The sequence below is a fragment of the Salmonella sp. SAL00670 genome, from assembly GCF_046552235.1.
Taxonomy (GTDB): Bacteria; Pseudomonadota; Gammaproteobacteria; order Enterobacterales; family Enterobacteriaceae; genus Salmonella; species Salmonella enterica.
Genome location: NZ_JBGDUO010000001.1, coordinates 1054878 through 1068096, shown reverse-complemented (window position 1 = coordinate 1068096; position 13219 = coordinate 1054878). Strand labels below are relative to the sequence as shown.

Genomic DNA, 13219 nt, shown 5'->3' with positions numbered 1-13219 from the left:
GGCAAAAAAACAGGCGCGCAGTGTAGCATAAAACGCTCCGGCGCGAGTACGCCGGAGCCGGGTGTTTAACGTGGCAGAGCGGTACCCCATTCACGCCACTCTTTCGGTTCGCTCTCTTGTAACAGGAAATGCTTACCGGCTTGCGCTTTTGGCGCCAGCGGCGTACCTGGTGGAGTAGCGAAGGCGATACCGCCACGGATGAATTGATTAAATGTCCCCGTTTTCACCACGCCGCCTGTCAGACCAAAGTCGAGACTATAGCCGGAGGCAAGCCAGAATACGGAGTTATTCCGCACCAGATATTGGTAACGCTTACTGATGCGCAAGGTGATCATCACGCGATCGGAGAGCGACCCCAGGGACATTCCGGTGACGGTTCCCACTTCGATACCGCGAAACAGGACGGGGGTACCAATATTAAGCGAGCCTGCTTCTGGCGCCTCCACGACGATGCTTAACCCATCCAGATAGCGTGAGTCGGTAATCGTGGCTTCCTGCAGTTCAAAGTCGCGCCGTGCCGCGCCGCGTCCTGGCTCAACGTTAATATAGGGCTGGAGAATCGTATCCAGATGCTCGACGCCCGCCGCGGAAATTTGTGGCGTGATAACGGAAAAACGTGTCCCGGCGCGGGCAAATGTCTGTACATACTCCGGATAAAGTACGGCTTTTGCCTGCACTTCATTACGTGCGGTGATCAATTCCAGCGTCTGGATCTGGCCGATATCAATACCGAGGTAACGAATGGGCATCCCTTCCGCCAATTTTCCGGCGTCGAACGCGTGCAGCGTAATTTGTCCGCCTACCGCGCGGGCGGAGGTTTCTGAAGCATAAAGAATGCGTTTATCGCCTTTGCGCCGACTGGCGCTGGCGCCGCTCAGGTTATCAAAACTAATGGCCCCTTTCAGCGCGCGGGAGAGTGGCGAGGCCTGTACCGTTAGGCCGCTGCCGTTAAGTTGCACCTTCGCGCCGCCTTCCGCCCAGAACACGCTATTGCTGGTTAACAGGTGGCGATATTCCGGCTTAATATGCAGGTCGATGTCAAAGGTATTGGCGCGTGGGCGAACGGTGATGACTTCGCCTACTTCAAATTTTCGATACAGCACGACGGAACCTGCCTGGACATCCGGCAACGTTTCGGCCGTCAGCGTTAAGGTGGTAGTCGGTAAGTCACTGAGACTATTTTCCAGCGCTTTTTCCAGGTTAGCATAGAGCGGGTAGGTGGATTTCATCTTCCCGCTCGTACCGGGTAAAATACGAATTCCGCCGTCAATCCACTCGCTGGCGCTGGCGCCGAGGAACTCTACGCCGTCAAGGCCGACTTTGACATCCACCCGGCTGTTGACCACGAATTTACTGTCGCCCTGTACCAAATCCCGGTGCTGCGGTTCAATCGCGACGATGAATGACACGCCTTTACTGGATAAGTTGCGCTCAATGACCTGGCCAATTTTTACGCCATGTAAAATTAACGGCTGGCCCGGTTCGATACCGTAACTTTCCGGGGCCGTCAGCGTCAGGGTTAAGGCATTCGCCTCATGCAGCAGGGCCTTTTCACCCGGCACCACCACAAATTCACTGCGCGGTTCGCCGTCGCCCGGCACCAGCTCGAAGGTTTTTCCGGTTAACAACGAACTGATATTCGCGTCACTTAGCGACAGTTTGGGATTGCGTAACTCAATACGCGTATTTTCCCGCATCAGCGGAACAACGCTGGGATCGACGGTCATCTCTCCGGTGACTTTACCGCCAGGGTTGAGCGTCAGTTTAGAAAGCTCACCCACCTCCAGTCCCTGGTACATTAGCGGCGTAGATTCCGCTTTCAGACCGTCTCCGCTGGGCAGCTCAAGTTTAACGATTACCCCTCGTTGGCTGTGGGCTAAATCTTTATATAAGCCGAACGTGTCATCCTGGGCGGCGGGTTTGGAATTGTCCGGTGAGTCAAACGCAATCGCGCCATTGACCAGGGCCGCGAGGCTCTCCAGTTTCACCTTCGCGCCGCTCAGGCTTAGATCGGCGTCAATGCCGGAGACATTCCAAAAACGGCTGCCTTTTTTCACCAGATCGGTAAACCGTCGCTCAATCAGAACGTCAATCGTCACGCCCTGTTTGTTAGGGTTAATCGAATAGTCATACACCCGTCCGACAGGGATTTTACGGAAATAGACCAGTGAACCGCTATTAAGCGAACCGAGATCCGGCGCATTGAGATGAATCATCAGATCGCCGTTGCTAAGCCGGTATTTAGGCTGTGTATCCAGGGCGACGAAATGATCTCTGGGCTTGCCTTTACCTGGCATCATACCGATGTAATTCCCGCCGACCAACGCATCCAGGCCGGAAACGCCCGCCAGCGAGGCTTTGGGCGTCACCAGCCAGAATTGCGTCTCTTCGCGCAACGCATCTTCCATATCTGATTTGATACTGACGCGAACTTCAATTTTGCGCAGATCTTTGCTCAGACTGACATCTTCCACGGTGCCGACTTCTACTCCCTGATAACGCACGGGAGTACGGCCCGGTACGATACCGTCCGCCGACATAAAATCGATAGTCACGCTATTGCCGCGATCCTGGTAGCTATCCCATACCAGCCACCCCGCGATCATTAGCGCGATAAGCGGTAGCAGCCAGAAAGGTGAAATACGGCGTTTGGTTTTAATTTGCGCTTCAGTCTTCGAAGCGGGCGTTTCCTGACTCATGTGCATCCCAAAGTAAGCGGCTATCCAGCCATTCCACTGCAAGAATAGTCAAAATTACCGCTGCGCCGAAATAAAACGCAGCCGGTCCCATAGTAAAAGCCAGAATCTGATCGCGATTAATCAGAGACATGGTTAACGAGATAACGAAAAGATCCAGCATCGACCAACGGCCTATCCATGTCACCAGACGCAGCAACAGAATTCGCGTCCGCAGTCCCTGTTGGCATTTAAAATGGATACTCAACAGTAGCGTAAACATCACGATGACTTTGGTAAACGGCACCAAAATACTGGCGATAAAAACGACGGCGGCGACGGCGATATTGCTGCTGGCAAGCGACATAATGCCCGACAGGATAGTATCTTCCTGACGCCCGCCATTAATGTAGATTACCGAGATAGGCAGCAGGTTTGCCGGCAGCAAAAAGACAATAGACGCCAGCAAGGCCGCCCAACACTTCTGTATGCTCTGTTTTCTGCGTAACCGTAGCGGAATATGACAACGCGGGCAGCGTCCTTTCGCATCCGGATAGCCGCTAAAGTGGCAGCCAAGACAGACGCGCAATCTTTCGTCCGCACGTTGAGCAGGGCGCTGCGGATAAAATCGTTCCCATAGTTGCTCCACATTCAGATGAATCATAGTCAGAATGCTAAGAACCACCAACGAGACGAACGCTAAAAGCCCGATGCCCGGCTGCAGAAAGGCATAGTCCTGCACTTTGATAGAGGCAACGCCAATACCGACCAGATAGATGTCCAGCATCACCCACTCTTTCAGTTTTTCCAGCATCAGCAGGACTGGACGCAGATTCATGCCGAGAAGGCTGCCAAACCACAGGTAAGCAATTGAAAAAACCAGAATAAGCGGCGCGCCCACCACGCAAAAGAGCACCATTGCGGCGGTTAACGGATCGCCCTGCTGCGTCATTTGCCAGATGCCGTGCATCACATTGGCATCAATGCGTACGCCCAACAGGTAGATATGGAGTAACGGTTCGCTCCAGGCAAACGGCATCAATAGCAGCATGGTTACCGCCATCGCGGTCAGCCGCGTCAGCGACCAGTCGCGCCCATCGCGAATTTTGGCCTGGCAACGAGGACAATAAGCGCTTTGATGAGCGCTCATCTCCGGCAAGCTGAACAGCATGTCGCATTCAGGGCAGCGCTGGTAGTGGCTGCGCGGCAGCGCTTCGCTAATTGACCTGATCGTTAGCTTTTTTGTTGGCGTGACGTGTGAGGTGTTCAGAGCCATGTATCGTGAATCAAAGTGTTAGAATAATGTAATCTTAACTCATGACAGGAATAATCTTGAGCAAGAACGCATTTAATGCTTATTTTAATAGCCTGTGTTTAGGAGTAAGACCACGAAGTGATTATATAATGAGCAAAACAGAACTATACGCGGCGTTAAACCGCGATTTTCAGTCGTTAATGGCAGGTGAAACCAGCTTTCTGGCCACGCTGGCGAATACCAGCGCGCTACTGTTCGAACGCCTTACCGAGGTGAACTGGGCGGGATTTTATCTCCTCGAAGGCGATACGCTGGTGTTGGGGCCGTTTCAGGGGCGAATCGCCTGTGTGCGGATTCCGGTTGGTCGCGGCGTGTGTGGCGCAGCGGTAGCGCAGAATAAGGTTCAACGTATTGATGATGTTCATGCGTTTGACGGCCATATTGCCTGTGATGCCGCCAGCAACGCCGAAATTGTGCTGCCTGTCACGGTTGGCGAACGGATTATCGGCGTGCTGGATATAGATAGCACGGCGTTTGGCCGTTTTACCGAAGAAGATGAACACGGCCTGCGTACGCTGGTCGCACAGCTTGAAACCGTGCTTGCAACGACGGATTACAAAAAATTCTTTGCGAGCGTCGCAGGATAATCAACGGATAACGTAGCAATTACTGATGGCGTCATTATAATGACGCCTGTTCATGCCTGCTGCTTGTTGGCTACGTCCGTTGTAATCAGGAAATTTCATGGAAAATCAACCTAAGTTGAATAGCAGTAAAGAAGTTATCGCGTTTCTGGCCGAGCGTTTTCCTCACTGTTTTAGTGCGGAAGGCGAAGCTCGCCCGCTGAAAATTGGTATTTTTCAGGATCTGGTAGAGCGAGTTGGGGGCGAAATGAACCTCAGCAAAACGCAACTTCGTTCCGCTTTACGTCTTTATACTTCAAGCTGGCGTTACCTGTACGGCGTTAAGCCGGGCGCAACGCGCGTCGACCTTGATGGCAATCCGTGCGGCGAGCTGGAAGAACAGCATGTCGAACATGCGCGTAAGCAGCTTGAAGAAGCCAAAGCCCGTGTTCAGGCGCAGCGCGCAGAGCAGCAAGCGAAAAAACGCGAAGCTGCCGCGGCGGCTGGCGAAAAAGAAGACGCGCCGCGACGCGAGCGTAAACCTCGCCCGGTAGCGCGTCGTAAAGAAGGCGCTGAACGTAAACCTCGCGCTGATAAACCGACGACGAAAGCGCCGCGTGCGCCTCGCGAAGAGAAGCACACGCCGGTTTCTGATATTTCAGTATTGACCGTAGGGCAGTCCCTCAAGGTGAAAGCGGGTAATAATGCGATGGATGCCACCGTATTAGAAATCACCAAAGATGGTGTCCGTGTACAGCTGAATTCGGGTATGTCTTTGATTGTACGCGCAGAACACCTGGTGTTCTGAAACGGAGGCCAGGCCTGGCATGAACACTTTTTTTAGGCTTACCGCGTTAGCTGGCCTGCTTGCATTAGCAGGCCAGTCCTTCGCCGTGGAAGATATTACGCGTGCCGATCAAATTCCCGTACTAAAGGAAGAGACGCAACATGCGACGGTGAGCGAGCGCGTAACGTCGCGTTTTACCCGCTCCCACTATCGCCAGTTCGATCTGGATGAGGCATTTTCGGCAAAGATCTTTGATCGCTATCTGAATCTTCTCGACTATAGCCACAACGTTTTGTTGGCGAGCGATGTCGAGCAGTTTGCGAAAAAGAAAACCGTGTTGGGCGATGAGCTGCGCACGGGTAAGCTGGATGTTTTTTACGATCTTTATAACCTGGCGCAAAAGCGCCGGTTTGAACGTTACCAGTACGCGCTAAAAGTGCTGGAACGGCCAATGGATTTCACCGGAAACGATACGTTTAACCTGGACCGCAGTAAAGCGCCCTGGCCGAAAGATGAGGCTGAGCTAAATGCGCTGTGGGATGGTAAAGTGAAATTCGATGAGCTCAGTCTGAAACTCACCGGCAAGAGCGACAAAGAAATTCGCGAAACGCTGACGCGTCGCTACAAATTCGCTATTCGTCGCTTGGCGCAGACCAACAGTGAAGATGTGTTCTCGCTGGCGATGACCGCTTTTGCGCGTGAAATCGACCCACATACGAATTATCTTTCTCCCCGCAATACCGAGCAGTTTAATACCGAAATGAGCCTGTCTCTGGAAGGTATCGGCGCGGTGCTGCAAATGGATGACGATTATACTGTCATTAACTCATTGGTTGCCGGCGGCCCGGCAGCGAAGAGCAAGTCGATTAGCGTCGGCGATCGTATCGTCGGCGTAGGGCAGGCCGGAAAACCGATGGTCGACGTTATTGGCTGGCGTCTTGACGATGTGGTGGCGCTGATCAAAGGGCCGAAAGGCAGCAAGGTTCGACTGGAAATACTGCCGGCTGGCAAAGGGACGAAAACGCGTATTATCACGCTGACGCGTGAACGGATTCGTCTTGAAGATCGCGCGGTTAAAATGTCGGTGAAAACCGTCGGCAAGGAAAAAGTTGGTGTACTGGATATTCCAGGCTTCTATGTTGGCTTGACCGATGATGTCAAAGTTCAGCTTCAGAAGCTGGAAAAACAGAACGTTAACAGCATCGTTATCGATCTGCGTTCAAACGGCGGTGGGGCGCTGACGGAAGCCGTTTCGCTTTCCGGTCTGTTTATCCCTTCTGGTCCGATAGTTCAGGTGCGCGACAATAACGGCAAAGTGCGTGAGGATAGCGACACCGACGGCGTGGTCTACTACAAAGGCCCGCTGGTGGTGCTGGTCGATCGTTTCAGTGCCTCGGCATCGGAAATCTTCGCTGCCGCGATGCAGGATTATGGCCGCGCGCTGATTGTCGGTGAGCCGACCTTCGGTAAAGGTACGGTACAGCAATATCGTTCGCTAAACCGAATTTACGATCAGATGCTTCGCCCGGAATGGCCTGCGCTGGGTTCGGTGCAGTACACCATTCAGAAGTTTTACCGTGTCAACGGCGGTAGTACGCAGCGTAAAGGGGTCACGCCGGATATCATCATGCCGACTGGCAATGAAGAGACGGAAACCGGAGAAAAATTTGAAGATAACGCCTTGCCGTGGGATAGCATTGATGCGGCGAAATACGTGAAATCGGACGATTTGGCCCCGTTTGGCCCGGAATTATTGAAAGAACACAACGCGCGTATCGCCAAAGATCCTGAGTTTCAGTACATCATGAAGGATATTGCACGTTTCAATGCCATGAAGGATAAGCGCAACATCGTCTCTCTGAATTATGCGCAGCGTGAGAAAGAGAACAATGAAGAAGACGCTCTGCGTCTGGCGCGTATTAACGATCGGTTTAAACGTGAGGGTAAACCGTTGCTGAAGAAACTGGACGATCTGCCAAAGGATTACCAGGAGCCGGACCCGTACCTTGATGAAACGGTGAGGATTGCTCTGGACCTGGCGCATCTTGAAAAAGAAAAACCAGCGGAGCAGGCGGCAGCCAATAAGTAACGCTAAACAGGCACAAAAAATTGTGCCTGTTTTTTTTAACAAGCGCAGAAGTCGTCAGGATAATGCTACAAAATGTAAAGTTGTGTTTTTCTCGTGACTTACCGCCTGGTGATGCTTGAAAATAGCCATAAGACCCATACGATGTGGGTAATCGCATAGTGCGTTTTGTTAAATTGAGGTTAAAAGAAAATTATGATGCGAATCGCGCTCTTCCTGCTGACGAACCTGGCCGTGATGGTCGTTTTCGGGCTGGTTCTGAGCCTGACAGGGATACAGTCGAGCAGCGTGCAAGGCTTGCTGATCATGGCGCTGCTGTTTGGTTTTGGCGGTTCTTTTATTTCATTGCTGATGTCCAAATGGATGGCGTTAAAATCCGTAGGAGGGGAAGTTATTGAACAGCCTCGCAATGAAAGAGAACGCTGGTTGATGAACACCGTAGCAACGCAAGCGCGCCAGGCCGGTATCGCCATGCCGCAGGTTGCTATCTACCATGCGCCGGACATTAACGCGTTTGCGACGGGCGCACGCCGTGACGCCTCATTGGTCGCTGTGAGCACCGGTTTGTTGCAAAACATGAGCCCTGACGAAGCGGAAGCCGTCATTGCGCATGAAATCAGCCATATTGCCAATGGCGATATGGTGACGATGACGTTGATTCAGGGGGTGGTTAACACCTTCGTTATCTTTATTTCGCGCATTATCGCGCAAATTGCTGCTGGTTTTCTGGGCGGCAACCGCGATGAAGGCGAAGGAAGTAACGGTAATCCGCTAATCTATTTCGCCGTTGCGACGGTGCTGGAACTGGTCTTCGGTATTCTGGCGAGCATCATCACCATGTGGTTCTCCCGTTACCGTGAGTTTCATGCCGATGCGGGATCGGCGAAGCTGGTTGGCCGTGAAAAAATGATTGCCGCGTTGCAGCGCCTGAAAACCAGCTACGAGCCGCAAGAAGCGACCAGCATGATGGCGTTTTGTATTAACGGTAAATCGAAATCGTTAAGCGAGCTGTTTATGACGCACCCACCGCTGGATAAACGCATTGAAGCGCTGCGTAGCGGTGAGTACCTGAAATAATAAGCCCACTGGCAAGTATGAAAAGCGCGTCGAATGACGCGCTTTTTTTACGCCTGAACGCGTGGTTGCGTAATACGTAAACCGCTCACCACCGCCGCGAGAGTCGCCAGGATCGCCGCTGCGAGCAGAGAAAGATGCGTACCGCTATCGCCAAACTGGTTCAACATCAGCGCTACCAGCGCGGCGCCAGTACTTTGGCCTAACAGTCGCGCCGTGCCCAGCATCCCGCTGGCGCCACCGCTGCGCTCACGCGGCGCGGAAGTGATAATGGTGTGATTATTCGGCGACTGGAACAGGCCAAACCCTGCGCCACAAAGGATCATCGGCCAGATAATATTCAGATCGGAGGGGGAGGCTGGCAACATGACCAGCGCAAACAACCCGGCTGCCATTATCACCATTCCCAGCGCCCCCAGCAAACCGGCATGAAGACGTTCTATCAGGTATCCCGCCAGCGGCGCCATTACCATCGTTGCCAGCGGCCAGGGCGTCAATAACAGGCCGGTTTCTACTTCGCTACGGCCCAGCACGGTTTGCAGATAAAAAGGTAGCGAGACCATGGCTAACATTTGTGCGCAGAACGAGCAAATTGACGTGCCGATCGAGAGTGAAAAAAGCGGAATTCGTAACAAGTCGATGGGTAACAAAGGGACGGGCAAAGAAAGCTGGCGGCGCACGAAGAAAAACCCGACCACGACCAGAACGAGCAGCTCTGCGCCAATCAACGTTAGCGACTGTCCCTGGGCAAATCCGCTCAATGCGGTAATCAGCAGGCCAAATGTGAGCGCATTCATTACCGCGCTCGGTAAGTCAAAGCGCGGCTTAGTGTCATGGGCGATGTTTGCTGGTAAAAAGCGGATGGCCAGAATTAACGCGATGATACCTAACGGGACATTAATCAGAAACAGCCATTTCCATGATGAGATGGACAAAATCGCTGCGGCGATCGTCGGACCCGCGGCGGAAGAGACTGCGACGATAAAAGAGTTAATTCCCATGCCTCGTCCCAGATGACGCTGGGGGTAGATAAGACGAATCAGCGCCGTGTTTACGCTCATGAGCGCCGCGCCGCCAAATCCCTGCGCGATGCGCGCCAGCGTCAGCATCTGCAGCGAGTCTGAAAGCGCGCAAAACAATGATGAAAGCAGAAATACCACTAAACCACATTTGTAGATCCGGCGATAACCAAACATGTCGCCTAAAAAAGACAGGGAAAGCAGTGAGACGACAATGGCGATTTGGTATGCATTGACAATCCAGATAGAGCTGGCAGGGGAGGCATGTAAATCAGTCGCAATGGTTGGCAGCGCGACATTAGCGATTGCGCCATCCAGAACCGCCATCGAAATACCGATAATAATCGTCAGGATAGCGCCGTATCTCTGCGGGAGGGGCAGGCCATCGGCCCGTGTTTTTTCCATAAGTATTTTGTAATAAGGGGAATTATGAGCTGAATAATAATGTTAGCATTAATACTGAGTTGTTATGTCGCAGATTTGTAACGAAGTAAGCAAAGATGGATTGCGGGCGACCTGGCGTGAAATTATAATAAAAACTCGTTCTGAATTTTATAAAACGCTCGTAATGAGGTGATAAATGGCAAACGCAGATCTGGATAAGCAGCCTGATTCTGTATCTTCTGTGCTGAAAGTTTTCGGCATTCTGCAGGCGCTGGGTGAAGAGCGTGAAATAGGGATTACCGAGCTATCGCAGCGCGTCATGATGTCGAAAAGCACCGTTTATCGCTTTTTGCAAACCATGAAAACGCTGGGCTACGTGGCTCAGGAGGGGGAGTCTGAAAAATACTCTCTGACGCTAAAGCTGTTTGAGCTGGGCGCGCGAGCGTTGCAAAATGTTGATCTCATCCGCAGTGCGGACATTCAGATGCGCGAACTGTCTCGTCTGACAAAAGAAACTATCCATCTTGGCGCGCTGGATGAAGACAGCATTGTCTATATCCATAAAATTGACTCTATGTACAATCTGCGGATGTACTCACGTATTGGGCGTCGTAATCCGCTGTACAGTACGGCCATCGGTAAAGTGCTTCTGGCCTGGCGCGACCGTGATGAGGTTAAGCAGATTCTCGACGGCGTAGAGTATAAGCAAAGCACGGGACGCACGATTACCAGCACTGAAGCGTTGCTGCCGCTGTTGGATGAAGTGCGTGCGCAAGGATACGGTGAAGATAACGAAGAACAGGAAGAAGGATTACGTTGTATCGGCGTACCGGTATTTGACCGTTTTGGCGTAGTCATCGCAGGGTTAAGCATTTCGTTCCCGACGCTGCGTTTTTCAGAAGAACGCCTACAGGAATATGTGGCTATGTTACACGCCGCCGCGCGTAAAATTTCTGAACAAATGGGTTACAACGATTATCCCTTCTAAGCAACGTTATTAGCATGACGTTAAAAAAAAGCAGCTACGAAAAATGTAGCTGCTTTTTTTATAACATCGGGTGGGATGAAATCGTAAAAGTAGATAATATCTGTCGGCTTATTTAACGGTTATTAAAATATTATTTAACAGTACTTATGAACAACAGCCAATATAGGGGAATTATTGGTGATAGTTTCACTGTGAAATTATTTATTGCCGCTTAGCCATTATCCACCACGGTGGCGATTTTTCTGAAAATGGGACAGTCGGAAAAGCCAATAATGCCGCTGTTGGTATGGAGATATTGCGCCGTGCTGGTGCCGCGTGCGGTCAGGTAATGGCACTGTAAACCCAGCCCCGCAGCGTTCACTTTACTTCCCACCAGGATGCCATAGCCGCTCATCAGCAGGCCTATCCACACCAGGGCAAACAATACAATTGCGCGAATGATCAAACGCATTACTACCTCTTTTCTTTTTTAGTTAGAATAAGAGTAGCGTGTACATTGATTGAAACAAGTGAATCATTCCTAAAAACATATAATGCCGCTACAGTTACTCCTGGTTTAAGTAACTCATGATAATTTAGCGACATAAGATGTAAGATCGGAGAGTGGAGTGAAAAAATTTCGATGGGTCGTTCTCGGCATCGTGGTGGTAGTATGCCTGTTGCTGTGGGCGCAGGTGTTTAATATCATGTGCGATCAGGATGTACAATTTTTCAGCGGTATTTGCGCCATCAATAAATTTATTCCCTGGTAAACGTTTTACACCAGAGATTTCCTTCCCGTGTAGCAGTGGTAGAATGACGTCTCTACATCGAGGTGGTGAAATGAACGACGTTTTAAACTCTGGTGCGTTTTCTCTTGCATCTTTAATAGTATCAATGGTGGTTCTGGTGGTGGGGCTGGCGCTCTGGTTCTTTGTCAACCGGGCAAGTTCCCGTGCCAACGAGCAGATAGAACTGCTCGAAGCGTTGTTGGATCAACAGAAGCGGCAAAACGCGTTGTTACGCCGCCTTTGCGAAGCAAACGAACCAGAAAAAGAAGCGGAACCCGCAACAGCGGCAAGCGAACCGAAAGAGGATGAGGACATCATTCGTCTGGTTGCTGAACGATAATGCTTACCGGGGCGCAAATGGCGCCAGTGCCATACGCCCCATTTCCCCGTCGGATCTCTCCGCGTTGCCGTTTGCAACTGATACTACAGCATCAACACCTTACATAATATATGGCTTTATATGCAACATAGTTTTATATGTATAACAAATGGACATATGGCATTTTTGTGATACCGCTCATTCTCTATTAAAAGCGAAACGTTTCTCTCTCTTTATGGATTGTCATTGTTTGTTCATTATTTTAAGGCATTCTGTAAAGACGCAGAACATCACAAAAAGCGGTGTCGAAAATCGCTTTTCTTTTCTATTATTTTGATTAAAAGGTGTTTTTTATCATTGTGACAATTTATGCATAACTCAGCATAAAAAGTGATATGAAAAATACAGCTTTTAAATGTGATTTGATGCACTGGAAGAAGCGAAGTTATTGAGCTATGGTAGAAAAATGGCTTTTCAGCAGTGACGTTGTCAGGAGTCCGTCAGCGCGTGAGGATATATCTTTCGCAATTTTGTTGCATAAACGTGCTGTCAATTTGTGAAGGTTCTCGTAATTTGTGCGACGGATCGAGACACGTTTAAAAATGGCTTGCCATAATTAACGTTGTATGTGATAACAGGCTTTGGGTTAAACGAGGTACAGTTCTGTTTATGTGTGGCATTTTCAGTAAAGAAGTCCTGAGTAAACACGTTGACGTTGAATACCGCTTCTCTGCCGAACCTTATATTAGTGCCTCAAGCAGTAATGTCTCAGTTTTATCTATGTTATGCCTACGGGCAAAGAAAACACTCTAAGGAATTTTGCAAATGGCAAAGATTAAAGGTCAAGTTAAGTGGTTCAACGAATCCAAAGGTTTTGGCTTCATTACTCCGGCTGACGGCAGCAAAGATGTGTTCGTACACTTCTCCGCTATCCAGGGCAATGGTTTCAAAACTCTGGCTGAAGGCCAGAACGTTGAGTTCGAAATTCAGGACGGCCAGAAAGGTCCGGCTGCTGTTAACGTAACAGCTATCTGATCGACACCACTGATTTGATGCGTTTGTCGCGTCAGCCTCAGATATAAAGCCTCGCTAAAAGCGGGGCTTTTTAATTCAATATCCTTCAAAATGTGTCTGGATGCGCTCTCGTTAGCGATTTGTTGCAAAGGCGCGATGTTATTAGCATTGTTTTTTCTGGTTTTTCCGGCCGTTTCCCGTTAAATCAATCACCTGAAAAATGAT

General features: G+C 50.6%; 13 protein-coding genes. 9 read left to right on the top strand and 4 right to left on the bottom strand.

Going from position 1 to position 13219, the window contains the following annotated elements:
- Positions 1-65: 65 nt before the first annotated feature.
- Both ACLJRS_RS05315 and yebS read right to left on the bottom strand, forming a co-directional pair.
- Positions 66-2699: a PqiB family protein gene (locus ACLJRS_RS05315; RefSeq protein WP_001521100.1), complete on the bottom strand. Its 2634-nt coding sequence runs from the start codon at positions 2697-2699 to the stop codon at positions 66-68.
- Positions 2668-3951 (bottom strand): membrane integrity lipid transport subunit YebS, encoded by a 1284-nt coding sequence (yebS, locus tag ACLJRS_RS05310; RefSeq protein WP_001207294.1) that lies wholly within the window; start codon positions 3949-3951, stop codon positions 2668-2670. Before yebS ends, ACLJRS_RS05315 begins: the two co-directional genes overlap by 32 nt.
- Before the next feature lie 128 nt (positions 3952-4079).
- Between yebS and ACLJRS_RS05305 the strand changes: the two genes are divergently transcribed.
- From ACLJRS_RS05305 to htpX, 4 genes are all read left to right on the top strand, one after another.
- A complete protein-coding gene (locus tag ACLJRS_RS05305; protein WP_001518229.1) occupies positions 4080-4577 on the top strand; it encodes a GAF domain-containing protein in 498 nt (165 codons plus the stop codon).
- Positions 4578-4674: 97 nt separating this feature from the next.
- Positions 4675-5361, top strand: a complete 687-nt coding sequence (gene proQ / locus ACLJRS_RS05300) for an RNA chaperone ProQ (RefSeq protein ID WP_000431401.1) — start codon at positions 4675-4677, stop codon at positions 5359-5361.
- A gap of 19 nt (positions 5362-5380) precedes the next feature.
- Positions 5381-7429 (top strand): carboxy terminal-processing peptidase, encoded by a 2049-nt coding sequence (gene prc, locus ACLJRS_RS05295; protein ID WP_001091239.1) that lies wholly within the window; start codon positions 5381-5383, stop codon positions 7427-7429.
- Positions 7430-7621: 192 nt separating this feature from the next.
- A complete protein-coding gene (htpX, locus tag ACLJRS_RS05290; RefSeq protein WP_000984498.1) occupies positions 7622-8503 on the top strand; it encodes a protease HtpX in 882 nt (293 codons plus the stop codon).
- 47 nt (positions 8504-8550) lie between these two features.
- Here htpX and ACLJRS_RS05285 read toward each other — a convergent pair whose 3' ends face one another.
- Positions 8551-9924 (bottom strand): MFS transporter, encoded by a 1374-nt coding sequence (locus ACLJRS_RS05285; RefSeq protein WP_000416139.1) that lies wholly within the window; start codon positions 9922-9924, stop codon positions 8551-8553.
- Positions 9925-10099: 175 nt separating this feature from the next.
- Between ACLJRS_RS05285 and kdgR the strand changes: the two genes are divergently transcribed.
- On the top strand, positions 10100-10891 hold the full coding sequence (gene kdgR / locus ACLJRS_RS05280) for a DNA-binding transcriptional regulator KdgR (protein ID WP_001262195.1): 792 nt from the start codon (positions 10100-10102) through the stop codon (positions 10889-10891).
- A gap of 211 nt (positions 10892-11102) precedes the next feature.
- On the opposite strand, the gene yobH is transcribed toward kdgR, so the two are convergent.
- Positions 11103-11342 (bottom strand): invasion protein YobH, encoded by a 240-nt coding sequence (gene yobH, locus ACLJRS_RS05275; RefSeq protein WP_001236777.1) that lies wholly within the window; start codon positions 11340-11342, stop codon positions 11103-11105.
- A 157-nt stretch (positions 11343-11499) separates the two neighbouring features.
- Between yobH and mgrB the strand changes: the two genes are divergently transcribed.
- From mgrB to cspE, 4 genes are all read left to right on the top strand, one after another.
- Positions 11500-11643 carry a PhoP/PhoQ regulator MgrB gene (gene mgrB, locus ACLJRS_RS05270; RefSeq protein WP_000714547.1) on the top strand — a complete coding sequence of 48 codons (144 nt, stop codon included), beginning with the start codon at positions 11500-11502 and terminating at the stop codon, positions 11641-11643.
- Between the two features lie 70 nt (positions 11644-11713).
- Entirely contained in the window at positions 11714-12001 is a 288-nt protein-coding gene (locus tag ACLJRS_RS05265) for a YebO family protein (protein ID WP_001000660.1), read from the top strand.
- 648 nt (positions 12002-12649) lie between these two features.
- Complete coding sequence (locus ACLJRS_RS05260; protein WP_001537930.1) at positions 12650-12793, top strand: DUF2627 domain-containing protein; 144 nt, start codon at positions 12650-12652, stop codon at positions 12791-12793.
- 12 nt (positions 12794-12805) lie between these two features.
- Positions 12806-13015: a transcription antiterminator/RNA stability regulator CspE gene (gene cspE / locus ACLJRS_RS05255; RefSeq protein WP_001062678.1), complete on the top strand. Its 210-nt coding sequence runs from the start codon at positions 12806-12808 to the stop codon at positions 13013-13015.
- Positions 13016-13219 lie beyond the last annotated feature (204 nt).

Bases quoted from the DNA above. Each gene is read 5' to 3' on its own strand.
- proQ (WP_000431401.1), top strand. From the start codon at position 4,675: ATGGAAAATCAACCTAAGTTGAATAGCAGTAAAGAAGTTATCGCGTTT.
- ACLJRS_RS05285 (WP_000416139.1), bottom strand. From the start codon at position 9,924: ATGGAAAAAACACGGGCCGATGGCCTGCCCCTCCCGCAGAGATACGGC.
- ACLJRS_RS05315 (WP_001521100.1), bottom strand. From the start codon at position 2,699: ATGAGTCAGGAAACGCCCGCTTCGAAGACTGAAGCGCAAATTAAAACC.
- yobH (WP_001236777.1), bottom strand. From the start codon at position 11,342: ATGCGTTTGATCATTCGCGCAATTGTATTGTTTGCCCTGGTGTGGATA.
- cspE (WP_001062678.1), top strand. From the start codon at position 12,806: ATGGCAAAGATTAAAGGTCAAGTTAAGTGGTTCAACGAATCCAAAGGT.
- ACLJRS_RS05260 (WP_001537930.1), top strand. From the start codon at position 12,650: ATGTGTGGCATTTTCAGTAAAGAAGTCCTGAGTAAACACGTTGACGTT.
- ACLJRS_RS05305 (WP_001518229.1), top strand. From the start codon at position 4,080: ATGAGCAAAACAGAACTATACGCGGCGTTAAACCGCGATTTTCAGTCG.
- htpX (WP_000984498.1), top strand. From the start codon at position 7,622: ATGATGCGAATCGCGCTCTTCCTGCTGACGAACCTGGCCGTGATGGTC.
- yebS (WP_001207294.1), bottom strand. From the start codon at position 3,951: ATGGCTCTGAACACCTCACACGTCACGCCAACAAAAAAGCTAACGATC.
- kdgR (WP_001262195.1), top strand. From the start codon at position 10,100: ATGGCAAACGCAGATCTGGATAAGCAGCCTGATTCTGTATCTTCTGTG.
- ACLJRS_RS05265 (WP_001000660.1), top strand. From the start codon at position 11,714: ATGAACGACGTTTTAAACTCTGGTGCGTTTTCTCTTGCATCTTTAATA.
- prc (WP_001091239.1), top strand. From the start codon at position 5,381: ATGAACACTTTTTTTAGGCTTACCGCGTTAGCTGGCCTGCTTGCATTA.